At 70.2% G+C, this 26,645-nt stretch carries 26 protein-coding genes; 7 read left to right on the top strand and 19 right to left on the bottom strand.

The genetic code is table 11. From position 1 onward, the window contains the following. Position 1 precedes the first annotated feature (1 nt). From VGN50_RS03410 to VGN50_RS03435, 6 genes are read right to left on the bottom strand one after another with little or no spacing between them, the layout of a single operon-like run. Entirely contained in the window at positions 2-1,036 is a 1,035-nt protein-coding gene (locus tag VGN50_RS03410; RefSeq protein WP_327443232.1) for an aspartate-semialdehyde dehydrogenase, read from the bottom strand. 60 nt (positions 1,037-1,096) lie between these two features. Then, complete coding sequence (era, locus tag VGN50_RS03415; protein WP_327443233.1) at positions 1,097-2,032, bottom strand: GTPase Era; 936 nt, start codon at positions 2,030-2,032, stop codon at positions 1,097-1,099. Next, entirely contained in the window at positions 2,029-3,354 is a 1,326-nt protein-coding gene (locus VGN50_RS03420) for a hemolysin family protein (RefSeq protein WP_327443234.1), read from the bottom strand. The genes era and VGN50_RS03420 overlap by 4 nt, the downstream gene beginning before the upstream one ends. Positions 3,355-3,370: 16 nt before the next feature. Then, complete coding sequence (ybeY, locus tag VGN50_RS03425) at positions 3,371-3,838, bottom strand: rRNA maturation RNase YbeY (protein WP_327443235.1); 468 nt, start codon at positions 3,836-3,838, stop codon at positions 3,371-3,373. Then, positions 3,816-4,907, bottom strand: a complete 1,092-nt coding sequence (locus tag VGN50_RS03430; protein ID WP_327443236.1) for a PhoH family protein — start codon at positions 4,905-4,907, stop codon at positions 3,816-3,818. The genes ybeY and VGN50_RS03430 overlap by 23 nt, the downstream gene beginning before the upstream one ends. 55 nt (positions 4,908-4,962) lie before the next feature. Beyond that, a complete protein-coding gene (locus tag VGN50_RS03435) occupies positions 4,963-5,343 on the bottom strand; it encodes an HIT domain-containing protein (RefSeq protein ID WP_327443237.1) in 381 nt (126 codons plus the stop codon). A 70-nt stretch (positions 5,344-5,413) separates the two neighbouring features. Between VGN50_RS03435 and VGN50_RS03440 the strand changes: the two genes are divergently transcribed. Both VGN50_RS03440 and VGN50_RS03445 read left to right on the top strand, forming a co-directional pair. After that, a complete protein-coding gene (locus VGN50_RS03440) occupies positions 5,414-5,977 on the top strand; it encodes a SigE family RNA polymerase sigma factor (protein WP_327443238.1) in 564 nt (187 codons plus the stop codon). Then, a complete protein-coding gene (locus VGN50_RS03445) occupies positions 5,974-7,131 on the top strand; it encodes a Gmad2 immunoglobulin-like domain-containing protein (RefSeq protein WP_327443239.1) in 1,158 nt (385 codons plus the stop codon). Before VGN50_RS03440 ends, VGN50_RS03445 begins: the two co-directional genes overlap by 4 nt. Positions 7,132-7,851: 720 nt before the next feature. Here the strand turns inward: VGN50_RS03445 and VGN50_RS03450 are convergent. From VGN50_RS03450 to hrcA, 6 genes are all read right to left on the bottom strand, one after another. Next, positions 7,852-9,450, bottom strand: a complete 1,599-nt coding sequence (locus VGN50_RS03450; RefSeq protein ID WP_327443240.1) for a radical SAM protein — start codon at positions 9,448-9,450, stop codon at positions 7,852-7,854. A gap of 16 nt (positions 9,451-9,466) precedes the next feature. Beyond that, entirely contained in the window at positions 9,467-10,432 is a 966-nt protein-coding gene (locus VGN50_RS03455; protein ID WP_327443241.1) for a hypothetical protein, read from the bottom strand. A 361-nt stretch (positions 10,433-10,793) separates the two neighbouring features. After that, positions 10,794-10,949 (bottom strand): hypothetical protein, encoded by a 156-nt coding sequence (locus VGN50_RS03460; RefSeq protein ID WP_327443242.1) that lies wholly within the window; start codon positions 10,947-10,949, stop codon positions 10,794-10,796. Positions 10,950-11,165: 216 nt separating this feature from the next. Next, positions 11,166-11,909 carry a 16S rRNA (uracil(1498)-N(3))-methyltransferase gene (locus VGN50_RS03465; protein ID WP_327443243.1) on the bottom strand — a complete coding sequence of 248 codons (744 nt, stop codon included), beginning with the start codon at positions 11,907-11,909 and terminating at the stop codon, positions 11,166-11,168. 11 nt (positions 11,910-11,920) lie between these two features. Further along, entirely contained in the window at positions 11,921-13,045 is a 1,125-nt protein-coding gene (dnaJ, locus tag VGN50_RS03470; protein ID WP_327443244.1) for a molecular chaperone DnaJ, read from the bottom strand. 67 nt (positions 13,046-13,112) lie between these two features. After that, positions 13,113-14,159 (bottom strand): heat-inducible transcriptional repressor HrcA, encoded by a 1,047-nt coding sequence (hrcA, locus tag VGN50_RS03475; protein WP_327443245.1) that lies wholly within the window; start codon positions 14,157-14,159, stop codon positions 13,113-13,115. 155 nt (positions 14,160-14,314) lie between these two features. On the opposite strand from hrcA, the gene VGN50_RS03480 reads away from it, so the two are divergent. Then, entirely contained in the window at positions 14,315-15,208 is an 894-nt protein-coding gene (locus VGN50_RS03480) for a DUF3097 domain-containing protein (RefSeq protein WP_327443246.1), read from the top strand. 105 nt (positions 15,209-15,313) lie between these two features. Next, positions 15,314-15,727 (top strand): DUF4870 domain-containing protein, encoded by a 414-nt coding sequence (locus VGN50_RS03485; RefSeq protein WP_327443247.1) that lies wholly within the window; start codon positions 15,314-15,316, stop codon positions 15,725-15,727. 9 nt (positions 15,728-15,736) lie between these two features. On the opposite strand, the gene hemW is transcribed toward VGN50_RS03485, so the two are convergent. After that, the gene (hemW, locus tag VGN50_RS03490; RefSeq protein WP_327443248.1) at positions 15,737-16,963 is read right to left on the bottom strand and encodes a radical SAM family heme chaperone HemW; all 1,227 of its coding nucleotides are present in this window, start codon (positions 16,961-16,963) and stop codon (positions 15,737-15,739) included. A gap of 68 nt (positions 16,964-17,031) precedes the next feature. Between hemW and VGN50_RS03495 the strand changes: the two genes are divergently transcribed. Together VGN50_RS03495 and VGN50_RS03500 are read left to right on the top strand one after the other, a co-directional pair. Beyond that, positions 17,032-17,820, top strand: coding sequence for a tyrosine-protein phosphatase (locus tag VGN50_RS03495; RefSeq protein ID WP_327443249.1), 789 nt, complete (start codon positions 17,032-17,034; stop codon positions 17,818-17,820). After that, positions 17,817-18,371, top strand: a complete 555-nt coding sequence (locus VGN50_RS03500) for an NUDIX hydrolase (protein WP_327443250.1) — start codon at positions 17,817-17,819, stop codon at positions 18,369-18,371. The genes VGN50_RS03495 and VGN50_RS03500 overlap by 4 nt, the downstream gene beginning before the upstream one ends. Before the next feature lie 33 nt (positions 18,372-18,404). Here the strand turns inward: VGN50_RS03500 and VGN50_RS03505 are convergent, their stop codons facing one another. The 3 genes from VGN50_RS03505 to VGN50_RS03515 form a co-directional block, all read right to left on the bottom strand. Next, positions 18,405-18,884: a hotdog fold domain-containing protein gene (locus tag VGN50_RS03505; RefSeq protein ID WP_327443251.1), complete on the bottom strand. Its 480-nt coding sequence runs from the start codon at positions 18,882-18,884 to the stop codon at positions 18,405-18,407. Positions 18,885-18,916: 32 nt separating this feature from the next. After that, entirely contained in the window at positions 18,917-20,758 is a 1,842-nt protein-coding gene (gene lepA / locus VGN50_RS03510) for a translation elongation factor 4 (RefSeq protein WP_327443252.1), read from the bottom strand. Positions 20,759-20,915: 157 nt separating this feature from the next. Further along, positions 20,916-22,133 carry an MFS transporter gene (locus tag VGN50_RS03515; protein WP_414694544.1) on the bottom strand — a complete coding sequence of 406 codons (1,218 nt, stop codon included), beginning with the start codon at positions 22,131-22,133 and terminating at the stop codon, positions 20,916-20,918. A 121-nt stretch (positions 22,134-22,254) separates the two neighbouring features. On the opposite strand from VGN50_RS03515, the gene VGN50_RS03520 reads away from it, so the two are divergent. Beyond that, positions 22,255-22,752 carry a type II toxin-antitoxin system PemK/MazF family toxin gene (locus VGN50_RS03520; protein ID WP_327443253.1) on the top strand — a complete coding sequence of 166 codons (498 nt, stop codon included), beginning with the start codon at positions 22,255-22,257 and terminating at the stop codon, positions 22,750-22,752. A 114-nt stretch (positions 22,753-22,866) separates the two neighbouring features. On the opposite strand, the gene rpsT is transcribed toward VGN50_RS03520, so the two are convergent. The 3 genes from rpsT to VGN50_RS03535 all read right to left on the bottom strand — a co-directional run bounded on the left by rpsT (position 22,867) and on the right by VGN50_RS03535 (position 26,612). Beyond that, positions 22,867-23,127, bottom strand: a complete 261-nt coding sequence (gene rpsT, locus VGN50_RS03525) for a 30S ribosomal protein S20 (RefSeq protein ID WP_327443254.1) — start codon at positions 23,125-23,127, stop codon at positions 22,867-22,869. A 210-nt stretch (positions 23,128-23,337) separates the two neighbouring features. Next, entirely contained in the window at positions 23,338-24,312 is a 975-nt protein-coding gene (holA, locus tag VGN50_RS03530) for a DNA polymerase III subunit delta (protein WP_327443255.1), read from the bottom strand. Next, positions 24,309-26,612 carry an ATP-dependent DNA helicase gene (locus tag VGN50_RS03535; protein WP_327443256.1) on the bottom strand — a complete coding sequence of 768 codons (2,304 nt, stop codon included), beginning with the start codon at positions 26,610-26,612 and terminating at the stop codon, positions 24,309-24,311. The genes holA and VGN50_RS03535 overlap by 4 nt, the downstream gene beginning before the upstream one ends. Positions 26,613-26,645 lie beyond the last annotated feature (33 nt).

The raw sequence follows: 26,645 nt of genomic DNA on the forward strand, positions 1-26,645 counted from the left end.
GTCAGCGACGCTTGAGCAGCTCCTCGGCGATCTGGACGGCGTTCAGGGCCGCCCCCTTGCGCAGGTTGTCGCCGACGACGAACAGGACCAGGCCCTTGCCCTCGGGCGCAGCCTGGTCGGCGCGCACCCGGCCCACGAACACCTCGTCGCGGCCTGCCGCCTCGAGCGGGTTGGGGACGTCGGTCACGACGACACCCGGCGCCTTCTCCAGGAGCCTGAGCGCGTCCTGCGGGGACAGGGCGTCGGCGAACTCGGCGTGGATGGCCAGCGAGTGCCCCGTGAAGACCGGGACGCGCACGCAGGTGCCCGACACCAGCAGGTCGGGGATGTGGAGGATCTTGCGCGACTCGTTGCGCAGCTTCTGCTCCTCGTCGGTCTCCAGCGAGCCGTCGTCGACGACGGAACCCGCCAGCGGGATGACGTTGAAGCCGACCGGCACCGCGTACACGTTCGGCGGGGGCACCCCGACCGCCCGCCCGTCCAGGGCCAGGCCGCGGACGTCGCCGGCGGCATACGCACCGCGCAGCTGGCCGTCGAGCTCCTGGACGCCCTTGCCGCCGGAGCCCGACACCGCCTGGTAGGACGCGACGGTGAGCCGCACGAGACCGGCCGCGTCGTGCAGCGGCTTGAGCGCCGGCATGGCGGCCATGGTCGTGCAGTTGGGGTTGGCGACGATGCCCTTGGGGATGTCGTCGAGGTCGTCGGCGTTGACCTCGCTGACGACCAGCGGCACCTGGGGGTCCCTGCGCCAGGCCGAGGAGTTGTCGACCACGGTGGCACCGGCGGCCGCCACTCGCGGCGCCCACTCCTTGGAGGTGGACCCGCCGTTGGAGAACAGCGCGATATCGAGTCCGGAGAAGTCGGCCGTCGCGGTGTCCTCGACAGTGACCTCACCGCCCGCCCATGGCAGGGTCGTGCCCGCCGATCGCGCCGACGCGAAGTAGCGCATCTCGTCGACCGGGAAACCACGCTCCGCGAGGAGCGTGCGCATGACCGAACCGACCTGACCCGTGGCTCCGAAGACTCCGACTCGCATGGGGCCGAGTCTACGGCGAGGCGTGGGCCGCCCGACCCTGCGGCCCACGAGGCGGACGGCTCAGAAACCCAGCCGCTGGAGCTGCTTGGGATCGCGCTGCCAGTCCTTGGCGATCTTCACGTGCAGGTCGAGGTGCACGCGCTGCCCCAGCAGCGCCTCTATGCCCTGGCGCGCGGTCGTGCCCACCTCGCGCAGGCGCGCCCCGCCCCGGCCGATGATGATGGCCTTCTGGGACGACCGCTCGACGAACACGTTGACTCGCACGTCGAGCAGCGGCTTGCCCTCGGGGCGCCCCTCGCGGGGCAGCATCTCCTCGACCACGACCGCCAGCGAGTGCGGCAGCTCGTCCCGCACGCCTTCGAGCGCGGCCTCGCGGACGAGCTCGGCGATCATGACCGCCTCGGGCTCGTCGGTCAGGACGCCCGCGGGGTACAGCGGGCCGGGCGAGCTCGGCAGGTAGGAGGCGAGCACGCCGGCGACCTCATCGACCTGGGTGCCGTCGACAGCGGAACAGGGCACGATGGCATCCCAGCTGCCGAGCTGGTCGATCGCGATCAGATGCTCGGCCAGCCGCTGCCGGTCGACCCGGTCCGTCTTGGTCGCGATCGCCACGACGGGTCGCCGCTTGGCCTGCTGGAGCTCGGCCAGCTCGCGGGCGATGAAGGAGTCACCGGGGCCGATCCGCTGGTCCGCCGGCAGGCAGAACCCGATGACGTCCACCTCGAGCAGTGTCTCGCGGACCACGTCGTTGAGCCGCTCACCCAGCAGGGTGCGCGGCTTGTGCAGGCCAGGAGTGTCCACCAGCACCAGCTGGTACTGGTCGGTGGTGACGATGCCCCGGATCGTGTGCCGAGTCGTCTGCGGCTTGGAGGACGTGATCGCGACCTTCTGGCCGACGAGCGCATTGGTGAGGGTGGACTTGCCCGCGTTGGGGCGGCCGACCAAGCACGCAAAACCCGCGGCATACGGCATGTCGGTCATGACACTGCCTTTCATGTCACTTCCTCTCGCTGGTGCTCCACCGTAGCCCGGTCTTGGGCGCCCTCGTCACCATCCTGGGCGGGCGGCGGGCTCACCCGCTCGACGATGACCGTGGCGATGCGGTGACGACGGCCCGCCATGCGCTCGGCAGTGAGCGACAGACCCGCCACCTCGCAGTGCGAGCCCACGATGGGCACCCGTCCGATCTGCTTGGCGATGAGCCCACCCACCGTGTCCACCTCGTCCTCGTCGATCTCGACGTCGAACAGGTCGGCCAGGTCGTCGATCGGCAGTGTCGCCGGCACTCGTGTCCGGCCGTCCCCCAGGTCCTCGACGCCCGGCGTCTCGCGGTCGTGCTCGTCAGCGATCTCTCCGACGATCTCCTCGATGATGTCCTCGATGGTGATGAGCCCCGCGGTCCCGCCGTACTCGTCGACCACCACGGCGAAATGGCTTTGGTCGCGCTGCATCTCGCGCAGTAGGTCGTCGACCGGCTTGCTCTCGGGCACGTAGTGCATGGGCCGCATCTGGACGGTGACGGGGAGCGCGTTCGCGTCCGGGTCGGCGTTGACCCGTCGGGCCACGTCCTTGAAGTAGAGCAGCCCGAGCACGTCGTCGGCCCCCTCGCCGACCACCGGGATGCGGGAGAACCCCGAGCGCAGGAACAGCGACATCGCCGAACGCAAGGACTTGCCCCGGTCGATCGTCACCATGTCCGTCCGCGGCACCATCACCTCTCGGGCCACCGTGTCACCGAGCTCGAACACCGAGTGGATCATCTGGCGCTCCTGCGCCTCGATCACCGAGCTCTCGCCGGCCAGGTCCACGAGGTCGCGCAGCTCGGACTCACTCTGGAACGGCCCGTCCCGGTACCCGCGCCCCGGTGTCACGGCGTTGCCCAGCGCGACGAGCACCCGCGCGAGCGGACCCAGCACCCGGCGCAGCCACACGATGAAAGGCGACGCGACCAGCGCGACCTGGTCGGAGTGCTGGCGGCCCAGCGTGCGCGGCGAGACCCCCACCACGACGAACGACACCAGCGCCATGACTCCGATGGCGATGAGCACCTGGCTCCAGAAGCCGTTGACGGCGTCGACGACCGCGAGCGTGATGAGGACCGCGGTGGTGGTCTCCGCGACGATCCGCAGGAACGCCGTGACCGACAGGTATGCCGCGCTGTCGGCGACGATGCGCGCCAGCGACTTCGCGCCCGGGCGGCCCTCCTCGAGCAGCTCGTGGGCGCGCACGCGGGACATGCGCCAGATGGCCGCCTCAGCCAGGGCCAGCAGGAAGGCGAGCAGGACGCTCAGGAACGCGAACAGGACGAGCCGGGTCATGGGAGGCGGGGGTGCATCAGGTAGAGGTGCGGCCGCGACCCGCGAGGAAGGTCAGCAGCAGCTGGCGCTGGAGCTCGAACATCTCGCGCTCCTCCTCGGGCTCGGCGTGGTCGTAGCCAAGCAGGTGCAGGATGCCGTGGGTCGTCAGGAGCAGCAGCTCCTCCTCGGTCGCGTGACCCGCCTCGGCGGCCTGGCGGGCCGCCACCGAAGGGCACAGGACGATGTCGCCCAGGACGCCCTCCTGTGGGTCGTCGCCCTCGCGCCCGGGCCGCAGCTCGTCCATCGGGAAGCTCATCACGTCGGTGGGTCCGGGCAGGTCCATCCACTGCACGTGGAGCACCTCCATGGCCGCCTCGTCGACGAGCCGCAGGCACAGGTCAGCGCCGGGGTGCACCCGCATCTGCTCCATGACGTACTTGCTCAGGGCCACCAGCTCGAGCTCGTCGAGCTGGTGGTCGGTCTCATTGAGAACGTCGACGCTCACGCTGTCCTCGCCCTCCTCGACCGTCTCGACCATCTCGACCGTCTCGCTGGTCGCGGTGCTGGACCTCGTCCCAGCGGCCGTACGCGTCGACGATGGCGCCGACCAGCCGGTGCCGCACGACGTCCTGAGGCGTCAGCAGGGAGAAGTGGATGTCCTCGACGTCCGCAAGGATCTCGCGCACGACGCGCAGGCCGGACCTCGTGCCGTCGGGCAGGTCGACCTGGGTGACATCACCGGTGACCACCATCCGGGAGCCGAAGCCCAACCTGGTCAGGAACATCTTCATCTGCTCCGGAGAGGTGTTCTGGGCCTCGTCCAGGATGATGAACGCATCATTAAGGGTGCGGCCACGCATGTACGCGAGGGGCGCGACCTCGATGGTGCCGGCTGCCATGAGGCGCGGGATCGACTCGGGGTCGACCATGTCGTGCAGCGCGTCGTAGAGGGGGCGCAGGTACGGGTCGATTTTGTCGTTGAGCGTGCCGGGCAGGAAGCCGAGCCGCTCCCCCGCCTCGACGGCCGGCCGGGTCAGGATGATCCGGTTGACCTGCTTGGCCTGGAGCGCTGCGACCGCCTTGGCCATCGCGAGGTACGTCTTGCCCGTGCCCGCGGGGCCGATGCCGAACACGACCGTGTGCTGGTCGATCGCGTCGACGTAGTGCTTCTGGTTCAGCGTCTTGGGCCTGATCGTCCGGCCGCGCGAGGAGACGATGTTCATCGTCAGCACGTCGGCGGGACGCTCGGTCGTCTGGGCGCGCAGCATGCTGATGGAGCGCTCGACCGCGTCTCGGTTGAGGGGCTGGCCTCCGTCGATGACGAGCAGCAGCTCGTCGATGGTCCGCTCGGCCAACGCCACCTCGGCGCTCGGGCCGGACAGGTGGAACTCGTTGCCCCGCACGTGGATCTCCAGCTGGGGGAAGGCTCGCTCCATCGTCCGCAGTAGCTCGTCGCGCGGTCCGAGGAGGGTGACCATCTGCACCTGCGGCGGGATCACGACGGTGTGTGTGGGAGCGGGCCGAGCGGCATCGGGCGCGCCGTCCAGCGTGGTCGGATGATCGGCGTCAGGCATGGTCCGTCCAGTCTACGGTGCGCTCAGCCACGGTGCCGCTCAGCGCCCAGCGCCGTCACCCGGGCGGCCATCCCATGACCCGGCCCCCGAGCACGTGCACATGGGCGTGCAGAACGGTCTGGTGCGCGTCGCGGCCGGTGTTGAAGACCGTGCGGTAGCCGCCCTCGTCGACGCCCTCCTGATGCGCGACAGCCGCGACCGCGGCGATGACCGCCGCCACCTCCTCGGGAGCCTGCTCCACCAGCGCTGCCACGGTCGGCACGTGCCGTCGCGGCACGACCACGACGTGGGTCGGCGCCTGGGGCTCGAGGTCGCGGAAGGCGACCGTGTGCTCGTCCTCGTGCACCACGGTGGCGGGGATCTCGCCCGCGACGATGCGACAGAACACGCAGTCAGGGTCGGTCGGGACGTCGGTCGGAGCCTGCGTGGGCGGCATGAGCCCGAGACTACCGGCGGGTCAACCGAAAGGCAGGGTTGCGCGTCGATGGAGCATGAGACCGTTGGGTGTGGCTGAGCGGAACCGCCTCGGCGAGGCCGCCGAGAGCTCCGCCGACGCAGCGGTCGCGGAGCTGTATGCCGCGCACTGGGCCGGCCTCGTCCGACTGGCCTGGTTACTGCTGCGCGACGACCAAGGCGCCGAGGAGGTCGTCCAGGACGCGTTCATCGCCGTGCACCGGCGCTGGGGCTCCCTGCGCAGCGCGGACAGAGCCGCGGCATACCTGCGTCGCTCGGTGGTCAACGGCGCCCGCTCGGGCCTGCGGCACCGGGGCGTCGAGCAGCGGTACGTCGCGCGCCAGGCCGGCGGGGGCACCGCCAGCGCGCAGCGCATCGACCGGAGCACCGAGGCGAACCCCGAGGACCGTGCGATCGACGTCGAGGCGACCCAGTCGATGGTCATGGCCCTGGGGCGGCTGCCGCAACGTCAGCGAGAGGTGCTCACCATGCGCTACTACCTCGACCTCAGCGAAGCCGAGATCGCCGACGCCCTCGGCATCTCGGCAGGCTCGGTCAAGGCGCACGCGCACCGCGGGCTCGCGAGCCTGCGCGACCGGATGGAGGCCAGGTCATGAGGCACGCGAATGACCAGCCGGAGTTCCTCCACCCCGACTACGAGCCCGGTGAGCTCGACCGCATGGAGGGGCAGCTGCGCCACGCCCTCGCAGTGGAGGCCAGCCGCATCCACCCCGCCGACCGGATCGACGAGGTGCTAAGAACCGCGCACGAGGCGGGGCCGACCAGTGACGGCGTCCGGCCCCGACGGTGGCTCGGGCCCGTCTCCGTGGCCGCGACGGTGGCCCTGATCGCCGGTGGTGCCTGGGCGGCCACGCATCGCAGCGCCGACCAGCTGGTGCCGGCACCCCCGGCGAGCAGCGGCCCGGGTCTGTCGGCCACGACCGGTCAGCCGACCGGCTCGTCCACCGTCTCCTCAGGCACACCCACGAGCGGCACCCCCACCGCACCCCCTGCCGGCCTCACCACGGCAAGCCTGCCGGTGTACTTCGTCGGGCCGATCGGGGACAGCAAGGGCACCCACAAGCTGTTCCGCGAGTTCCTTCCCGGCGCACTGCACCGGGGTGCCTCGCCGGCAGAGAGGGCCAAGGCCGCGCTGGTCCTCGCCGTCGACGCGTACCCAGGCGGCAGCACCGCCGGATACCTGCAGCCATGGTCGGGCCAGACGATCGCCGACGTCACGGTGACGGACCGGACGATCACGGTCGCCCTCGCGAACGGTGGCGCATCCGGCTTGAGCGCCGAGACCCAGCGGCTCGCGGTGCAGGAGCTCGTCTGGACGGCCCAGGCAGCGGTCGGCAAGGGCACCATCCCGGTGCGGTTCGCCGTGGCCGACGGGTCCGCCGCGCTGTTCGGGCGGTTCCCCACCTCGCGGACCTACAACCGGCCTGGCTCGGACCAGCTGTTCCAGGACCTCGCACCGGTGTGGGTCACGACCCCGGGCCGCGGCCAGGTGCTGCCCGTGTCGAAGCCGGTCCACGTTCAGGGCCAGGCGATCGTGTTCGAGGGCGCGGTGAGCTGGCAGCTGACCCGCGGCCAGACCCAGGTCAAGGCGGGCCACACGACCGCCACAGCCGGGGCGCCGGCCCAAGGCTCGTACTCCGTCGACCTGGGGCTGCTCACGCCGGGCGACTACACCGTGCGGGTGTTCGAGGTGAGCATGGCCGACGGCAGTGTCGCCGCGCAGGAGGCGGTGGGCTTCACGGTTCGCTGACAGTCAGCGCCATCGCGCTAGACACCCTTCGAAACTGTGAACTCGATCGGCCGTGCCGGAGCAATCACTTCACCAGCGAGTCCGGCGCGACGTTCTACCCATCGAGCCTGCGCTACATCTACCGCAGCGAGATGGAGCTCATGGGCCGCCTGGCGGGCCTCGAAGTCATGGAGTCGTTCGCGTCGTGGCTGGGCGCACCGGTCGAGCCGGGAGGCGGCCTACGTTGACCGTCTTCGGGAGGACAGCGACCATCGGGAGTGAGGTCCCCCGTGCCGGTCTGACCACGGGGAGCGTTGCGCCCAGAAGATACCCGATCGTCTGCGCTCCGTGTCGCCGGCGCCCACCGGATGATCAACTACGGCGTGCGTGCAGCGGGAGCCGTCTTCGGAGGGCTCATCGGCGCCAGCTTCGGACTTCGCAACGCACTGTGGATTAGCGCAGCCGGCGCCCTGATGGGCCAGACCGCCTGTCCGACGAAGAAACGACGGAAGCTGACGTGCCGCAGCACGGCCAGCCTCACCATGACCTATCCCCCTCGTCATGACCCGGGCCCCACGACGAGTTCGGGTCACGCGCCCCTGGGCCGTCGTCTCTCAGGGTACGCGCGCAGTCACGAACGGTGACGCACGTGAGTGGGCCCCCTCTGGACCCCCCTGACACCCGCACGGGCCGAACGTCTCCGGGCCGGCGAGGCTTTGGAGGGTCATCTCGGCGGCCCGATCAGCGGATTCGATGCATGAACTCGCGTGGCTGATCGGCGACGAGGGCCTCGAATGCCGCCCGGTCCTCCGACGGCATGGTGACGGCATAGTGCTGATTGATCAGCTCCTTGGAGCGAGGGTCGTCGGCGTCGGGTTGGGTGTCGCACGCGTCCTTGGCGTAGTCGCTCTGGAGCAGGTAGCAGATCTCTTCGAGTCGAGCCAAGCCGTCCTCGGTGAACCTGATCCCGTGCTCGATGGGTACAACCTCGATGAGACCTAGCATCAGCAGCGCATTGAAGGTGCGGCCGTAAATCTCGTCGACGTCGACCCCAAAGCATTGCTCGATCGCCACCAGGTTCTCTGCGCTCTTGACGTTGGCGAGGCCGAAGATGACCTTGCGCCGGGCACGCTCGGCCTGGTCGTAGATGCCCATGCGCCAGATCGGAGGCTCACCAGCGTCGACCCGCTTGGCGTAGTCGACGTCGTTGCAGAAGTTGAAGTATTGCGATGCCCAGCCGTTCCCGTTCAAGTAGCCGAATCCGGACGTGCCGAACCCGAGCAGGTTGACGCACTCGAACTTGTCGGACTGCTGCTCGGGTCGCACATCGCTGCGATGCAAGTAGGAGATGGGGCCTTCGGTCCACCCCGAGTCCCGGAGTTCGTTACGAGCGAAGATCCACATCTGGTCACGGGTCGCCGCGTCGTGGAAGTCGGCTGGATTGCGGCGGAGCTGCGTCGTGATCGGATCGGTTTCGCGCATAATCACCGGGAACACGTTGACAACCTTGACCTCCTCGATCGACTTCAAGGTCTGGATCGTGCGATCGAGAGACTCGAACGTCTCCCTGGGCAGACCGGCCATGAGGGCTGTGATGAACGACGTGTGACCAGCACTCACGGCCACGTCGAGCACGCGGAGGTAGGTCTCGAGGGAAGACCGCGGCCGGTTGATGTAGTCGAGGGTCTCCTTGTTGCCGCTCTCCAGGTCGACAACGAGGTCGGTGAAGCCGAAGTCCTTGAGGATCTGCAGCTTCTCCCTCAGGTCGCCTTCTTCGTAGTCCTGAGGGTAGATCTCGATCTTGATCTCGGCGTCGTCGTCGAGAACCATGCATTCGCGGACCGTCTCCAGGAGCGCCACGAGCCGCTTGTTGGAGATCATCGACGGCGTGCCGCCGCCGAGCTGGAGCGAGTGAGCTTGAATCGGGCCACCGAACAGGTCGCGGTACATCCGCATCTCGCGCTCGACGCGATTCAGCGCCACGTCCTCCTTGTCCAGCAGCGTGGTGACCGAACCGGACGGCTTCTTGTAGAAATGGCAGAACGTGCAGAGGTACTCGCAGTAGGGAAAGTGGATGTAGGTCTCGAACGTCTGCTCCTCGAGGTCACGCAGACGCGTCTCGATCGTCTTGAGGTCCACGTCGCGCATCGCACGCAGTGGGTAGTAGTGCGAGATGTAGTAGAAGCCGTGGAACGTGCGGCGGATGCCGTAGTCCTCGTAACGTGCGAGGCCTTCGACCGCGTGGGCAGCTCGAGCGGCTCGCTGGTCCAGCGTGTCCTCGAAGGCGGGGTGGATGGCGTGTCGCGGCTGCCGGGGCTCGATGTCAAGGGCAATGCTCATCGGGTGCTCTCCGTTCTTAGCGGGGCCGGGCTGGGGTGTATCTGAGACCTGCGGCGGTCTTGACGTTGCGAAGGGTCTCGGTGGCCACCTCGCTGGCTCGCACGCCGCCATCAGTCAAGAGGCGCGCCACCTCGGCAGGGTCGGCGGCATAAGTCGCCCGGCGCTCTCGGATTGGGGCGATGGCGGCGTTGACCGCCTCTGTGATCCTGCTGCGGATGCGCGCGGTCATAACCTCGCCGGAGGCAGCCTCATCCTGCGGGTCAGCGCCGGTGAACTCCCGGTAGTAGACGCCCCAGGCGTCATCTGGACGGTGCAGATCGATCGGCAGCTTGGCCAGCTTGTCGACGATCGTGTCATCGCTGTCGGAAAGGTCGATCGTGTTGGCGAGGGACTTGCCCATCTTCGGCCTGCCGTCGAAACCCGGCAGGCGCCCCGTGGAGGCGAGATCGGGCTCGGGGACGACCAGCGTCGACCCAAACGCACTATTGAAGCGACGAACGATATCGGCAGCGAACGCGACCAGGGGGATCTGATCAGTGCCAACAGGCACACGGTCGGCGCCGAACGCCGTGATATCGGCGACCTGGCTCACCGTGTAGGTGAACATTCCGGCGGGAGCCGCCGATCCGAAGCCGCGCCGGTCGATCTCCTCATTCTTCGCCGTGTTGTCGAGAATCTCGGCGCAGTCTGCCAGGTTCAGGTAGATCGCAGTGAGCGCCTGCAGCTCCAGCACGTCCGACTGCACGAAGCAGGTGGTGTGACGCGGGTCGATTCCGCAAGCGAGATAGTCGGTCCCGATTTCGAGGACGTTGGCCGCGATCGCGCGGGGGTCGTCGATGTTGTCGGTAAGGGCGAGATAGTCGGCAATCATCAGGTACTGCTCGCCGGTGTGCTGGCGGGCGAGCCTGGTCTTCATCGACCCGACGTAGTGGCCGAGATGGAGCCTGCCATTCGGTCGGTCACCGGTGAAATAGGTGTGCACGGCCCTCGCCTACAGGTCGATCCTCTGGATAAGTCAGCGAGACCCTACGAACGCCGACCGCGGCGTGACCGGTACACGAGCCGAACCCCACCCGGACAGGGCGGGGGCCCTGAGGGACCCTTCACCTCGATAGACGCCGGACCCGACCAACGGTGACGGCAGCAGCGGACCAAGATGGTCGTCGAGGCCGCGCTCGATGAGGAGATGAGCGACCATCTTGGCTACGAGAAGGGCGACCAAGCCGGCCGTAACCGGGCGATCTAGAGCGTTGTGGATGTGTGGGCGTTCAGGTGCAGGGGCCTTGCAATTTCCCTGTTCCACACAGCAGCTCTGCCATCGGTGCAGGGTTTCGAACGCGGTCTCAGGCACCGGGGCTGCCGCCGGCGAGCATGTGCTCGATCTGCATCTCGACCCGGTCGATAACCGACGTTGCCGAGTACCTGGTGACCGCGGGCTCGACTGACCAGCGGCCGGCCATGCTGAGCGCGGGCGTACAGACCGTCTCGTCAGGACTCACGTGAGCCAGAGTGACCACGTTTGCGGGCGGCAGCGGGCGTTTAAAGGGGCGATGTGAAGTGCCTAGCCGTTTAGATCTTCTTGGCCATCGCCGGCATCGCCGTGTATCGATCGGTGCAGGCATCTCGTGAAGAGAACACCGAGGCAAGAACGGTCCGAGCGCTGCCAGCCAGCGTCCAATACGTCGTCGCGCAGCTGGACCCTGCGTCCATGACAGTCAGCGCCATCGCCCTGCCGCGCTCAGTACGGCGAGCGCGGCCGGCCCGGCGCTGGACGAGCGCAGCACACTGCGCCCCAGCCTGACGGCCACCGCGCCTGCCGCCTCGAGCTGCGCCACTTCCTCGGGCGTGATCCCGCCTTCGGGACCGACCACCACGAGCACGTCTCCGCCGGTCGGCAGAGCCTGCCCGGCCAGGGTGCTCGTGGCGTCCTCGTGCAGCACGTATGCCGCGGCCGCGGCCTGGACGCGCGCGACGAGCGCCGACGTGGTGGCGAGCTGGGCGACCACCGGCACGCGCGCGCGACGCGACTGCTTGCTCGCGGCCCCGACGGTCGCCTCCCACTTGCGCCGGGCCTTGTCGCCCCGGTCACCGCGCCACTGCACGATGCAGCGGGCGGCCTGCCAGGGGACGATCTCGTCGACCCCGAGCTCGGTCGCCGACTCGACCGCCTGGTCGTCGCGGTCGCCCTTGGCGAGCGCCTGCACGAGGACGAAGCGGGGCACCGGCTCGGGCTCGTGGGCGACCTCGACGACGCGCAGTGCCAGCTCGGTCTTGGCCGCCTCGACCACGTCGCAGGTGACCCGCAGGCCAAGCCCGTCGGACAGCATCAGCTGCTCGCCGGCGGCGATCCGCCGCACCGTGGCCGCGTGGCGTCCCTCCGGACCGTCGAGCACGAGCGTCCCGCCAGGGGCGGCTCCCTCGACCAGCCGGGGCGCCACGAGGAACAGGGGCAAGGTCACCGGCGGGGTCTCTACTTGGCCTTGAGCGCGTCGCGCAGCTTGCCCAGCAGCCCGTGGTTGGCCGGCGCCAGGTGGCCCTCGGGCCGCTCCTCACCGCGCAGCGTTGCGAGCTGACGCAGGAGCTCCTCCTGCTGGTCGTCCAGCCGGGTCGGGGTGACGACGTTCGCGTGGATGACGAGGTCGCCGCGGCCCGTGCCGCGCAGGTGGGTCACGCCCAGCCCACGCAGGGTCATCGCGTCGCCGGCCTGGGTGCCCGGGCGGATCTCCAGCTCCTGGGACCCGTCGAAGGTGTCGAGCTTGAGTGTGGTGCCCAGGGCGGCCGCCGTCATCGGCAGCTCCACGGTGCAGTGCAGGTCGTCACCGCGGCGCTGGAAGGTGCCGTGGGACCGCACGTTGATCTCGACGTAGAGGTCGCCGGCCGGTCCCCCACCCTGGCCCACCTCACCCTCGCCGCCGAGCTGGATACGGGTGCCGGTGTCGACGCCGGCGGGGACCTTGATCTTGAGCGTGCGGCGGGTCCGGACCCGTCCGTCGCCGGAACACTCGAAGCAGGGGCTGACGAGCACCTCGCCGTAGCCCTGACAGGTCATGCAGGGCCGCGTCGTCATGACCTGGCCGAGGAACGACCGCTGCACCTGCTGGATCTCGCCGCGACCGCCGCAGACGTCACAGGTGCGCCGCGAGGTGCCGGGCTGCGCGCCGTCACCGTGACAGGTGGAACAGACCACCGCCGTCTCGATGACGAGCTCCTTCTCGGCGCCGAAGACCGCGTCGGCGAGGTCGATGTCGAGGCGCACGAGGGCGTCCTGGCCGCGGCGCTGGCGCGAGCGCGGGCCACGCTGGGGGCCTCCGGCTCCCCCGCCGAAGAAGGCGTCCATGATGTCGCTGAACGAGAACCCCTGGCCGAAGCCCGCTGCCCCGGCGGCATAGGGGTCAGCGCCCATGTCGTAGGCACGGCGCTTCTCGGGGTCGCCCAGGACGTCGTAGGCCTGGGAGACCTTCTTGAACTGCTCCTCAGCCTCGGGGCTGGGGTTGACGTCCGGGTGCAGCGTGCGGGCCTTCTTGCGGTACGCGCGCTTGATGTCCTCGGGTGAGGCGTCCCTCGAGACCCCGAGTTCCTGGTAGTAGTCGTTCAACGGATGTCCTTGTCAGTGGGGCGGTTTCGCTGGCGACCGGCGTCGGCGGCGGTCCGGGCTGCGCGCGTCACGGCGCGAGGATTCGGGAGACGTAGGTCGCGACAGCGCGCACCGACGCCATGGTCGTGGGGTAGTCCATGCGGGTCGGCCCGAGCACACCGAGACCTGCGACGAGGTCGGCCCCGGTGCCGTACTCGGTGGAGACCACGGAGGTCGTCTGCAGGCCGGCGAACGGGTTCTCGTGCCCGATGCGGACGGATACGGCGTCGCTGGTCTCGCGGGCGGTGCTCAGCAGCTTGAGCAGCACGACGTGCTCCTCCAGCGCCTCGAGGACCGGGCCGATGGTGAGAGGGAAGTCGGTGCCGAAGCGCGCGAGGTTGGCCGTGCCTGCGAGCACCACCCGCTCCTCGCGCTCCTCGACCAGCGCGTCGTCGAGCGCACCGACGACCTGACGGACGAGGTCACGCGCGGAGGGCTCGAACTGCTCGGGCAGGGCCTCGAGGGTGGCCGCAGCATCGACGAGCCGCCGGCCGACCGCCAGCGCGTTGACCTGGGCGCGGATGCGGTTCAGGACCCGCTCGCCCTCGGCGTCGGTGAGGTCGAGGCCGTCGTGGGCACCGGCGGTCTCGATGACGCGCTGCTCGACCCGGCCGGTGTTGACGATGAGCACGACCATGAGCCGCTGGGCGCCCATGGGCACGAGCTCGACGTGTCGCACCGACGACCGGGTCAGCGAGGGGTACTGCATCACAGCGACCTGCCGGGTCAGCGACGCAAGCAGCCGCACCGTGCGTTCCACGACGTCGTCGAGGTCGACAGCGCCCTGGAGGAAGGCCGCGATGGCCGACCGCTCCGCGGCCGACATGGGCTTGACCGAGCTGAGCCGGTCGACGAACAGCCGGTAGCCGGCGTCGGTCGGCACGCGGCCCGCCGAGGTGTGCGGGGCCGCGATCAGCCCCTCCTCCTCCAGCGCGGCCATGTCGTTGCGGACGGTGGCGGCCGACACCCCGAGCTGGTGGCGCTCCAGAAGCGACCTCGAGCCCACGGGCTCCGAGGTCTCCACGTAGTCCTGGACGATCGCCCGGAGGACGGCCAGGCGGCGCTCCTCGCTCATAGACCCTCCTCACGTGGGGTAGCGGTTGGCACTCACACTCTACGAGTGCCAAGTCTATGACGTTCCCTGGCCGGCGAGGTTCTCCGGTGAGCCAGTCCGCTCACACCCGGCGCGGCAGCCGGCGGCACCTTCGCCCGCGGCATACGGTCGGGGCCGTGAACGACCGCTATGGCTCCGATGTCCTCTCCGGCGACTGGCGCGTGCCGCCCCGGGGCCGCTCGCGCGACGTGGAGGCCGAGAGCGGGCTGGTCGTGGAGGACGTGCAGACCGGCTGGTGCGGTGCGGTCGTGCGGGTCGAGAAGGCCGGCGGCATGTACGTCGTCCACCTGGAGGACCGGCGCGGTCGCTCCAGGGGCTTCCCGCTCGGTCCGGGGTTCCTGCTCGACGGCGCACCGGTCGTCCTGACTCCCCCGAAGGCGGCCGCTCGCGCCGACCTCGCCGCAGCGCGCCAGGCCGCCTCGCGCACGGCCTCCGGGTCGCGAGCGGTCGAGGGAATGCGGGCCCGGGTGGCGAGTGGGTCGCGGATCTTCGTCGAGGGGCGTCACGACGCCGAGCTCGTCGAGAAGGTCTGGGGCGACGACCTGCGCATCGAGGGCGTGGTGGTGGAGATGCTCGACGGCGTGGATGACCTCGCGGGCGCGATCGCCGAGTTCCAGCCGGGGACTGGGCGCCGCATGGGCGTTCTGGTCGACCACCTCGTGCCGGGCACCAAGGAACACCGCATCGTCCAGCAGGCCGCCGGCGGCCCGTATGCCGCCCACGTGCGCGTCCTCGGCCACCCGTACGTCGACGTGTGGCAGTCGGTGCGGCCCGAGCGGCTCGGGCTCACGGCGTGGCCGGTCATCCCACGGGGCACGTCGTGGAAGGACGGGATCTGCGAGCACCTCGGGTGGCCGCACCGCACCCAGGCGGACGTCGCCCAGGCCTGGAAGCGGATCCTCGGGACCGTGCGCGGGTATGCCGACCTCGAGCCGTCGCTGCTGGCCAGCGTCGAGGAGCTCATCGACTTCGTCACCGAACCCACCCCGACCGGTCAGGGTGGGCCCTGACCGTCCCCTGAACGCACCCCGAACGCACCCCGAAAGCGCTGTCGAACGGGCCAAGGATGCGTTTGACTGGGTGCGAAGCCCCATCCGAAGTGCGGAGGACCAGCCATGAGCGACCAGCCAGACCCCGTCGAGCCGCCCCAAGGCAGCCAGAACTACGGCGGCGTCCCCTCGCCCAACCCCATGTCGCAGTCCGACGAGCGCCTGTGGTCGACCCTGGTCCACCTCTCGCCGTTCGTGGCGGCCTTCGTGGGGCTGCCGTTTCTCGGTCCCCTCGTCATCTACCTCGTGCTGCGCGACCGTGGCCCGTTCATCCGGTTCCATGCAGCCCAGGCGCTGAACTTCCAGCTCGTCCTGGTCATCGCCTACATCGTCTTCGGGCTGCTCTCCCTCGTCCTCATCGGCATCCCGCTCCTCATCGCCACGGCGATCGCGTCGGTGGTCTTCCAGATCATCGCGGCGGTCAAGGCCAACAACGGCGAGTGGTACCGCTACCCGATGACGCCCGACTGGGTGAAGTGAGCCCCGGGCCTAGCGCAGACCCAGCAGCCGCCGCACCACGGTGTCGGCCAGCAGACGGCCCTGTCTCGTCAGCACGACCCGCTGGTCGCGCAGGGCCGGTGCGGCCTCCACCAGGGAGTCGGCGATCAGGCCCGCGACGGCAGTACGCCCTGCCGGTTCCAGGACGTCGAGCGCCAACCCGTCGACCAGCCGCACGCCGAGGAGCACCCGCTCGTCGTACCGCTGCTCGGCTGTCAGCGTCTCGCGGCCATGGGCCGGGCTCACCCCCTGACCGACGCGGGCGGCATACGCGTTGGGGTGCTTGACGTTCCACCACCGCACGCCGCCCACGTGGCTGTGCGCCCCTGGGCCGACGCCCCACCAGCTGCCGTCCGCCCAGTAGCCCTCGTTGTGGCGGCACCGCGCGTCCTCGCGCCGGGCCCAGTTGCTCACCTCGTACCAGCCGTAGCCGGCTGCAGACAGGTGCTCGTCGGCGATCTCGTACTTGGCCGCCTCGTCGTCGTCCTCGGGCGCAGGCACCTGCCCACGGCGCACCTGGGCGGCCAGCTTGGTGCCGTCCTCGACGACGAGGGCGTAGGCCGAGATGTGGTCAGGTTCCAGAGCTGTGGCCGTGCGCAGGCTCGTGCGCCAGTCGTCCAGGCTCTCGCCCGGCGTGCCGTAGATGAGGTCGAGGCTGACCTGGAGCCCGGCGCCGCGCGCCGCCCGAACCGCCCGTTCGACGTTGGCCGGGTCGTGCGTGCGCTCGAGGGTGCGCAGGACGTGGGGCACCGCCGACTGCATCCCGATCGAGACCCTGGTGAACCCGGCGTCGGCGAGGGTCTGCAGGGCTTCGGGGGTGACGGAGTCGGGGTTCGCCTCCGTGGTCACCTCTGCGTCGGCCCGGAGCCCGAACGTCTCTCGTATGCCGCGCAGCATCCTTGCGAGGTCGGTCGCGGCAAGCATCGTGGGCGTCCCGCCACCGACGAAGACCGTGTCGACCTGCGGTGCGTCGCCCAGGACGCCCGCGGCGAACTCCACCTCGCGCAGCGCGGCGTCGGCGAAGGTTGTCAGGCTCGCGCCCTCGGCGCCCAGCTCGCCCAGCGTGTAGGTGTTGAAGTCGCAGTAGCCGCACCGCACCGAGCAGAACGGCACGTGGAGATAGATGCCGAACGGGTGGCCGGCGAGCGTCGCAAGAGATGCCTCGGGGAGCCGGCCGTCCGGCGGCGCGGGGTCGCCGTCGGGCAGGGCGCTGGGCATGCCGCCATTGTCTCAGCCGGTACGGTCCCGGCCGCGACGGGTCGCCCGCACCTGGCTAGGGTCGCAGGGTGAGCACCCCCCGCTGGATCGAGCTCGACGGCGTCGCCAACATGCGCGACGTGGGTGGACTGCCCACGGTCGACGGGGGCGAGGTGGCCAGCGGGCGGCTGTTGCGCTCCGACAACCTCCAAGAGCTCTCTGACGCCGACGTGACCCACCTGGTCGACACGCTCGGGGTGACTGACATCGTCGACCTGCGCAGCACCGTCGAGGTCCACCTCGAGGGTCCGGGCCCGCTGCGGGCGCGTGAGCTCGTGCCCCACCACTACCACTCGATGTTCGCCGGGGACCGCGAGGACGTTGCTGCTGCCGCTCTGGCGCTCCCCTGGTCCAAGGAGAGCGGACGGCCGCGGCCGCCTCGCCGCGACGACGACTACTGGACCAGCCACTACCTCGGCTACCTGGCCGAGCGCCCCGACTCGGTCAGCGCGGCGCTCCAGGTCGTCGCCGGGAGTACGGGCGCCACGATCGTGCACTGCGCGGCCGGCAAGGACCGCACGGGCACAGTGGTGGCCATGGCCCTGTCGGTGGCCGGGGTGTCCGACGCGGACATCGTGGCGGACTACGTCGCAAGCGCCGAGCGGGTCGAGCAGGTCGTGGCGCGGCTGAGCGAGCGACCGGCCTACGCCGAGGTGCTGCGTGGCCAGCCGATCACCCGCCAGATCCCCCGCGCCGAGACGATGCAGCGACTCCTGGCCGTGCTCGCCGAGCGCCACGAAGGTGCCGCTGGGTGGCTGCGCGAGCACGGGTGGACCCAAGCGCAGGTCCAGAGTCTGCGCGCCAGGCTGCGCGCGTGACGGCGGCGCTCGGACCGGTCCCGGCGCCGGCCGACCGGCCGCGTCGCGAGCGGCGCGCCATGCGGGTGCTCCTGGTGGACGACCGGGAGCGCCTCCTGTTGTTCCGCGACTGCGACCTCGGGCTGTCGCCGGTGCCGTACTGGTGGATCACGCCAGGTGGTGGGGTCGACCCGGGCGAGACCGACCGGGCAGCGGCGGTCCGTGAGATCGAGGAGGAGACCGGCCTGGTCATCCTCGAGTCCGATCTCGTCGGGCCGGTCGCTACCCGCACGGTCCTGCACGGCTACAGCGACGTCGTGACCACCCAGACCGAGGAGTTCTGGCTGGTGCGCTGCGCGGCGTTCGAGGTGAGCACGGACGGGCACACCGAGCTTGAGCTGCTCACCATGACCGAGCATCGCTGGTGGACGCGTCAGGAGCTGGAGACGGCCGACGAGGAGGTCTGGCCCCGAGACCTGCTGTACCTGTGGACCGTCGCGGAGCAGGGGTGGCAGGGACCTGCCGTGCCGGTGGACCTGGGGACGGTCGAGGAGTCCACCGTCCCGGTGTGAGGGGACGCGGCGGCATACGTGCCTTTGGGCTGTTCAGCGCCGTCGAGCGCCCGGCTTGTCGGTGACCCACAGGCGGATGGTCCCCTGCACCACAGGAGTCCCGTCGTCGCGGACTGCCGTGACACGCACGGGCACCTCGACGTCGCCGGCGCGCGCCCAGTCAGAGGGGTCGGTCTCGGCGACACAGCGGATGTCACTGGTGGCCTTCGCGGTGTACTCGACCTCCATGCCCCGCGGGATCCATCGACGGGTCGGCGGGATGGTGGCCTCCGCGAGCGCACCCATGGCCGCCTCGAGCCCGTTGCAGATGGCGATCACGTGGACGGTGCCGAGGTGGTTCTGCACGCGGCGGCGCTTCCTGATGGTCAGCTCCGCCCGGTTGGGGCCGAGGGCGACGAAGCGTGGACGGGCGGTGCGGAAGTAGGGCGCCGCCTGCTCGAAGACGAGAGAGAACAGCCGGGTCCCCTGGGGGTATGCCGCGAGCCGCCGGTAGAGCGCGTAGGTGTCGACCATGCGCTCAAGGTTACCGGTCAGTAACCGACGGTCTACTTCTTCGCCTTGTCGCCCGCGTCACTCGACAGCGCGGCGATGAAGGCCTCAGGCGGGACCTCGACGGTACCGATGTTCTTCATCCGCTTCTTGCCGGCCTTCTGCTTCTCCAGCAGCTTGCGCTTGCGGCTGATGTCACCGCCGTAGCACTTGGCGAGGACGTCCTTGCGGATCGCGCGGATGTTCTCGCGGGCGATGATCCGCGACCCGATGGCGGCCTGGATCGGCACCTCGAACTGCTGGCGCGGGATGAGGTCCTTGAGCTTGCCGGCCATCATCACGCCATACGCGTAGGCCTTGTCCTTGTGGACGATCGAGCTGAACGCGTCGACCGTCTCGCCCTGCAGCATGATGTCGACCTTGACCAGATCGGCCACCTGGTCGCCGTCGGGCTCGTAGTCGAGCGAGGCGTAGCCACGGGTGCGCGACTTCAGCTGGTCGAAGAAGTCGAACACGATCTCCGCGAGGGGCAGGGTGTAGCGCATCTCCACGCGGTCCTCGGACAGGTAGTCCATGCCGCGCAGGCTGCCGCGCTTCTGCTGGCAGAGCTCCATGATCGCCCCGATGAACTCGCTCGGGGCCAGGACCGTCGCCCGCACCACGGGCTCGGTGACGGAGGTGACCTTGCCGTAGGGGAACTCGCTCGGGTTGGTCACGGTGAGCTTCTTGCCGTCGTCCATCGTGACCTCGTAGACGACGTTGGGCAGGGTCGAGATGAGGTCGAGGTCGAACTCGCGCTCCAGCCGCTCGCGCACGATCTCGAGGTGGAGCATCCCCAGGAACCCGATGCGGAAGCCGAAGCCGAGCGCCGCCGACGTCTCCGGCTCGTAGACCAGGGCCGCGTCGTTGAGCTTCAGCTTGTCGAGCGCATCGCGCAGGTCGGGGTAGTCGGACCCGTCGATCGGGTACAGCCCCGAGAACACCATGGGCTTGGGGTCGCGGTAGCCGCCCAGGGCCTCGCCGGCGGGCTTGGCGGCGTTGGTGACGGTGTCTCCGACACGCGACTGGCGCACGTCCTTCACCCCGGTGATGAGGTAGCCGACCTCGCCGACGCCCAGCCCCTTGGCCGGAGTCGGCTCGGGCGAGCTCACCCCGATCTCGAGCAGCTCGTGGGTGGCCCGGGTGGACATCATCGCGATCTTCTCGCGGGGGTTGAGGTTGCCGTCGATGACGCGGACGTAGGTGACCACGCCCCGGTAGGTGTCGTAGACGGAGTCGAAGATCATCGCCCGGGCGGGCGCATCCGGGTCGCCGATCGGCGGCGGTAGCTGCTCGACGATCCGGTCGAGCAGAGGCTCGACCCCGACCCCCGTCTTGCCCGACACACGCAGGCAGTCCTCGGGCTCGCAGCCGATGAGCCCGGCCAGCTCCTCGGCGAACTTCTCGGGCTGGGCGGCGGGCAGGTCGATCTTGTTGAGCACCGGGATGATCGCGAGGTCGTTCTCCATCGCGAGATAGAGGTTGGCCAGCGTCTGGGCCTCGATGCCCTGCGCGGCATCGACCAGCAGAACCGCGCCCTCGCACGCGGCCAGTGACCGCGACACCTCGTAGGTGAAGTCCACGTGACCTGGGGTGTCGATCATGTTGAGGCAGTACGTCGCGCCGTCCAGCTCCCACGGCATACGGACCGCTTGGCTCTTGATCGTGATGCCGCGCTCGCGCTCGATGTCCATGCGGTCGAGGTACTGGGCGCGCATCGCGCGAGCGTCCACGATGCCGGTGACCTGCAGCATCCGGTCGGCGAGCGTGGACTTTCCGTGGTCGATGTGGGCGATGATGCTGAAGTTCCGGATCAGCTCCGGCGGCGTCGCGTGCGGTTGCAGCGCGGTGCGGGCCATGGGTGACACGGGTGCTCAGTACCTCACGGACGTCGGGACAGCGATCAGCACAGTCTCCCATGCGCGCCGGTATGCCGGTGACGCACCGTTGCCCCTCAGCCTCACCTGAGCCTTTGATGGGTTCGGGCTGTCCTGGCCACCCGGATCCATCAAGGACTCAGGCGTGGCGACGTTCGAGGCCGGCCGACCATGCGGCGACGCCCAGCCCGAGCACGGCGAGTATGCCGCCGACGCGCGAGGGCCACTCGTAGCCCAGCCCGGCGGCCAGCACCACCGACCCGAGCCACGCCCCGAGGGCGTTGGCGATGTTGAGGGTCGAGTGGTTGAGTGCCGCGGCCAGGGCCTGGCCCTCGTGCGCGACGTCCATGAGCCGGGTCTGGAGCATCGGCACCATCACGCTCGGCAGCAGGCCCAGGAGGAAGACAGCGACGAGGGCGAGGGCCTGGGACGCCTGCACCGCGGGACCGAAGGCGAAGAGCAGCGCCGCGATGACGACCAGGCAGAGCATGATCCCCCGGAGCAGCCCCACCCGGGAGACCGGGCCCGCGAGCATCGCGCCGGCCGTCATGCCCACGCCGTAGAGCGCCAGGATCAGCGGGACCGCCGAGGTCGTGAAGCCGCCGAGCCCGGTCATCGTCGGCGAGATGTAGGAGAACGTGGCGAACATGCCGCCGAAGCCGACCGTCCCCACGCCAAGGGCGAGCCACACCTGCGGCCGCCGCAGGGCGGACAGCTCCGAGCGCATCGTCACACCGCCGTCCGGTGGGCAGAACGGCACCCAGCGCCACACCGCCAGCACGGTGACCAGCGCGATGCCGCCGACGACGGCATACGGCCACTGCCAGCCGTAGGTCTGGCCGAGCCGCGTGGTGAGCGGCACGCCGACGATGTTCGCCACCGTCAGCCCAGCGAGCACCATCGACACCGCCCAGGTGCGCCGGTGGGGCGGCACGAGGGAGGCGGCGACCAGCGAGGCCACGCCGAAGTAGGCGCCATGCGGCAGACCCGACAGGAAGCGAGCCGCCATGAGCCAGCCGTAGCTGCCCGCCAGAGCGGAGAGCACGTTCGCGACGGCGAAGGCGCCCATGAACCACAGCAACAGGCGCTTGCGCGGCAGCCGCGACCCCAGCGTCGTCAGAACGGGAGCGCCGACGACGACTCCGGCCGCGTAGGCCGAGACCAGGTGACCCGCGGTCGGGATGTCGACATGGACGCCGTTCGCGACCTCGGGGAGAAGTCCCATCGTCACGAACTCGGTCGTGCCGATCGCGAAGCCGCCGGCCGCAAGTGCCAGCAGCGCGAGGGTGGTGCGGGAGGACCGGACCTGCAGATCGGCGCCCACGGGCTGGGCAGGGGCGGTGAGGGCATCGGTCACGCAGGGTGCAACCGCAGGCCGACGCCGAGGCATTCCCACCCGCCTCTGTCGGTGCTTTAACGCCGGGAAGGCGGGCGGTTCAGCACCAACAGAGCCAAGGTCAGGGCGCTAGCGTGGCGCCATGCCGACCGCGCGCACCCTGCTGGCCAGACTCTTTCGCGCTGCGACCGGGACCCGACCGCGCGCCGGGACGGAGCCGCGCGCGGCTGGCCGCGCGGCCTACCCCGGTGACTTCACGGGCGTCCCCAGGATGTCGTACTCACCCTCTCCGAACGGCATCCCCGACCCCGGCGAGATCGTCTGGACGTGGGTGCCGTTCGAGGAGGACCACCGGCGCGGCAAGGACCGGCCGGTTCTGGTCATCGGCCGGGACGAGCCGTGGCTGCTGGCGCTGATGCTGACGAGCAAGGACCACGACCGCGACGCCGCCCAGGAGGCCCGCTACGGCCGCGTCTGGCACGACATCGGCTCCGGACCGTGGGACCACCAGGGACGGCCCAGCGAGGTCCGCGTCGACCGCATCCTGCGGATCGACGCCGCGGCCGTGCGCCGCGAGGGCGCGGTGCTGGACCGACGACGCTTCGACGAGGTCACCCGGGCGGTACGCGACGAGCGGTAGGCGCGCGACCCGAGGCGCTCACGACGCGAGGGGTGGACAGGACGTGAGGGTGGACGACACGAAGGCCGGCCACCTGTAGGTGACCGGCCCTCGTGATGCGCTAGCGAGAGTGCGTCAGAGCGACGCGGCCTTCTTCGCCATGGCGGACTTCTTGTTCGCGGCCTGGTTCGCGTGGATGACGCCCTTGCTCACGGCCTTGTCGAGCTTGGTCGAAGCAGCCTTGAGCGCGTCCTGCGCGGCCGCGGCGTCGCCGGTCTCCGCAGCCTTCTGGAACTTGCGGATCCAGGTCTTGAGCTCGCTCTTGACGGCCTTGTTGCGCTCGGTCGCCACGCGGTTCGTCTTGATCCGCTTGAGCTGGGACTTGATGTTTGCCACAGGTGTGTCTCTCTTGGTTGGTCGGTGGTTTGCCGTTAGAGGGCGGCAGAAGCCCCTCGGGACCAGGCGTGGGGCACCTGTGGTTGAGGGACTCTGGGTGACGCTGCATGCGCGCACGACCATGCGCGCACGCGGAGGGTCAATCTACCAGCGACAGGCCTCCACCCCCAAAACGCGTATGCCGCGGGGGCATCGTCGCGTGAGCCCGGCTCAGCGGCCGGTGCGCGACGCCGTGATCGTCAGGATGGCGCGCTCGACGGAGTAGACCGGGTCGCGGCCACCACCCTTGACCTCGAAGTCGGCCAGCGCCACGGCTTGGATGGACTCGGCCAGTCCCTCGGGTCCCCAACCCGACAGGCCGCGGCGGGCCTTGTCGACCTGCCACGGCGCCATGCCCAGGTCACGGGCGATGTCGGCCGAGCGGCCCCGGCCCGCCGATCCCACCTTGACCAGCTGGCGCAGCTGCTGGGCGAGCACGGCGACGATGGGCACCGGGTCGACGCCGGTCGCGATGGCGTGACGCAGCAGCCTCAAAGCCTCGCCGGCCTCCCCGGCGACGGCGGCGTCAGCCACCCGGAACCCGGTCGCCTCCACCTTGCCGCCGTGGTACCTGGCGACGAGGGACTCGTCGACGACGCCAGTGGTGTCGGCGACCAGCTGGCTGCAGGCTGCGGCGAGCTCGCGGACGTCGCGCCCGACCGCCTCGACGAGAGCCCGCACCGCCTCGGGGGTCGCCTTGCGCCGCGCCCGGCGGAACTCGTGCATGACGAAGTCGGTCTTGTCACGGTCGCTCTTGATGGCGGGGGCCTCGAGAACCCGGGCCTGCTGCTTCTTCAGCGTGTCGAGGACCTTCTTGCCGCGCTGACCGGACTTGTGCGTGACAACCAGTGTCAGGTCGGGCTCGGGTGCCGCGAGGAACGCGAGGAGGTCCTCCTGGAGGTGGTCCGGCGCCTCGTCGAGGTCCTCGACGACCAGGCACTTCTCGCCACCGAAGAGAGACGGGCTGGCGTGCAGGGCGAGCGCCCCGGGCTCATAGGTCGCTGCAGCGAGCCTGATGACCTCCAGCTCTGGAGCCGCCTCACGCAGCTCCTCGAGGGTCGCGCTCAAGGCCCGCTCGGCGAGGATGCTCTCAGGTCCGCTGACCAGCACCAGTGGCGGGACGGAACGGGCCGAGGTCGCCGTCACCGCAAGGCCCCGTCGGTCCCGACCGAGAGTCCACCCGTGGGTCCGACCGACAGCTCGCCGGACTCCGCGGACGCCTCGAGGCCGAGTCCTTTGAGCCGTGCCGCCACGACCTCGGCGGGCAGCTCGAGGCTCTCGGCGAGCTCGTCGAGACCCAGGCCCAGCTCGACCCCGTCGCGCAGCTCCTCGTCGGCCTCGGCCGTCCAGGCATGACCGCCCGTCACCGCCGTCCGCGCCGACTCGGCCGGCGGCGGGTCGGAAGCCACGGGACGGGGGTGCTCGGTCGCGTCCTCGCCGACACGTCCCATCGTGGTGCCCGCGACGGCTCCGGCGACCCCTCGCAGCGCAGGCTCGTGGACCGTCACCGGCGGTGCCGCGGTCTCGTCGAGCCGGCGCAGCGCCGCGAGGACTCGCTCGCGGTCGGTCGTCGGCCAGAACGGAGGGAGCGAGCGCTGGAGGAAGCCGGCATACCGAGCGGTCATCATCCGCGAGTCGAGGAAGGCGACGACGCCCCGGTCGTCCGCACGGCGGATGAGTCGCCCTGCCCCCTGAGCCAGCCGCAGCGCGGCGTGCGTCGCCGACACCGCCATGAACCCGTTGCCGCCCATCCGCCCGATGGCCTGGGCCCGAGCCGAGGAGAGCGGGTCGTCGGGCCTGGGGAACGGGATCCGGTCGATGATGACGAGCTGGCAGGCCGATCCCGGCACGTCGACCCCCTGCCACAGGGTGAGGGTGCCGAACAGGCAGGTCGCAGGGTCGCGGGCGAACTGCCTGACGAGCGTCGTGATCTGGTCCTCGCCCTGACAGAGGAAGCCGATGTCGCCGTCGAAGCGGTCACGCATCGCCTCGGTCGCCTCACGCGCCGCCCGCATCGAGGAGAACAGGCCCAGGGTGCGGCCCCCGGCCGCGCGCACCAAGGCCTCGATCTCGTCGAGGGTCTGCGGGCTGAGGCCGTCGCGACCGGGCGCGGGCAGGTGCTGGGCGACGTAGGCGATCGCCTGCTGGGGGTAGTCGAACGGGCTGCCGACGTCGAGACCGCGCCAGGATGGCGCGCCCTCACCACGCAGCCCCATCGTCCCAGCGACGGCGTCGAAGGTGCCGCCCAGCTCCAGCGTCGCCGACGTCATGATGACGGTGCGGTCGCCGAACACCTTGTCGCGCAGGGCCATCGCCACGCTCATCGGCGCGACCCGCAGCACCGAGCCGCGACGCGGGTCGCGGTTGACCCACACCACGTCCAGCTCACGCTGCTCGAGGATGCGCGAGGAGTTCTCGAAGATCTCGTCCACGGCGGCCTGTGCCACCTTACGTGCCCCGTCGGGCTCCACTCCCCGCTCTGGCTTGAGCTCGCTCTGCACCTGCCGGGCGGTGTCCCGGACTCGTGCGAGGGCGAGGGAGAGGGCGTCCGGGATGCCGTTCAGCCGCCCCTCGGGCAGCTCGTCCAGGACGCCCTGGAGGAACACCGACGCGTCATCCACCGCCTCCGTGGACTCCGCGAGCCGCCCGGCCCGTTTCGCGGCGGCCGCGACCATGGACGCGGTGATCTCGTCGGTGATGGTGGAGGTCACCCGGTCGACGAGCTCATGGGCCTCGTCCACGATCAGCACGTCGTGCTCGGGCAGCATCTGGCGCCCCTCGAAGGAGTCGATCGCCATGAAGGAGTGGTTGGTGACGATGACGTCGCACTCCTTGGCCGCCTCGCGGGAGCGCTCGACGAAGCAGTCGGCGATCATCGGGCACTTGCTGCCCAGGCACTCGTGGGCGCTCACCGAGACCTGGCGCCAGGCTCGCTCGCTCACGCCTGGGACCAGCTCGTCACGGTCGCCGGACTGGGTCTGGTCGGCCCACTCGCGCAGGCGCACGACCTCCTGACCCAGCCGAGAGGCGGCCCGGTCGACCTCACCTACGTCGAACAGCCCCTCCTCGTCGTCCGGAAAGCCGCCCTCCAGCTTGTGGGCACACAGGTAGTTGCGTCGGCCCTTGACCAGGCCATAGGTCGGTCGGCGGCCGAACAGCGGTGCGATCGCCTCGGCCAGGCGGGGCATGTCGCGGTCGACGATCTGGGCCTGGAGCGCCAACGTGGCCGTGGCGACCACGGCCGGTTTGCCGGTCTGGCGGGCGTGCATGACGGCGGGGATGAGATAGGCCAGGGACTTGCCGGTGCCGGTGCCGGCCTGGACGAGCAGGTGCTCGTCGGTGGCGATGGCATCCTCGACGGCGTGGGCCATCTCGACCTGCCCTGGGCGCTCGACTCCCCCGACTCCCTGGACGGCGGCGTGCAACAGCTCGTCGAGGGTGGCCATGCGGACAGGGTATGCCGTGCCGCCGACAGGTCG

This window comes from Pedococcus sp. (genome assembly GCF_036000045.1).
Lineage (GTDB): Bacteria > Actinomycetota > Actinomycetes > Actinomycetales > Dermatophilaceae > Pedococcus.

What these genes read in the sequence shown, in the direction of transcription:
- VGN50_RS03410 (WP_327443232.1), bottom strand. Translation starts at nt 1,036, where the DNA reads ATGCGAGTCGGAGTCTTCGGAGCCACGGGTCAGGTCGGTTCGGTCATG.
- era (WP_327443233.1), bottom strand. Translation starts at nt 2,032, where the DNA reads ATGAAAGGCAGTGTCATGACCGACATGCCGTATGCCGCGGGTTTTGCG.
- VGN50_RS03420 (WP_327443234.1), bottom strand. Translation starts at nt 3,354, where the DNA reads ATGACCCGGCTCGTCCTGTTCGCGTTCCTGAGCGTCCTGCTCGCCTTC.
- VGN50_RS03430 (WP_327443236.1), bottom strand. Translation starts at nt 4,907, where the DNA reads ATGCCTGACGCCGATCATCCGACCACGCTGGACGGCGCGCCCGATGCC.
- VGN50_RS03435 (WP_327443237.1), bottom strand. Translation starts at nt 5,343, where the DNA reads ATGCCGCCCACGCAGGCTCCGACCGACGTCCCGACCGACCCTGACTGC.
- VGN50_RS03445 (WP_327443239.1), top strand. Translation starts at nt 5,974, where the DNA reads ATGAGGCACGCGAATGACCAGCCGGAGTTCCTCCACCCCGACTACGAG.
- VGN50_RS03450 (WP_327443240.1), bottom strand. Translation starts at nt 9,450, where the DNA reads ATGAGCATTGCCCTTGACATCGAGCCCCGGCAGCCGCGACACGCCATC.
- hrcA (WP_327443245.1), bottom strand. Translation starts at nt 14,159, where the DNA reads ATGAGCGAGGAGCGCCGCCTGGCCGTCCTCCGGGCGATCGTCCAGGAC.
- VGN50_RS03485 (WP_327443247.1), top strand. Translation starts at nt 15,314, where the DNA reads ATGAGCGACCAGCCAGACCCCGTCGAGCCGCCCCAAGGCAGCCAGAAC.
- hemW (WP_327443248.1), bottom strand. Translation starts at nt 16,963, where the DNA reads ATGCCCAGCGCCCTGCCCGACGGCGACCCCGCGCCGCCGGACGGCCGG.
- VGN50_RS03505 (WP_327443251.1), bottom strand. Translation starts at nt 18,884, where the DNA reads ATGGTCGACACCTACGCGCTCTACCGGCGGCTCGCGGCATACCCCCAG.
- lepA (WP_327443252.1), bottom strand. Translation starts at nt 20,758, where the DNA reads ATGGCCCGCACCGCGCTGCAACCGCACGCGACGCCGCCGGAGCTGATC.
- VGN50_RS03520 (WP_327443253.1), top strand. Translation starts at nt 22,255, where the DNA reads ATGCCGACCGCGCGCACCCTGCTGGCCAGACTCTTTCGCGCTGCGACC.
- VGN50_RS03535 (WP_327443256.1), bottom strand. Translation starts at nt 26,612, where the DNA reads ATGGCCACCCTCGACGAGCTGTTGCACGCCGCCGTCCAGGGAGTCGGG.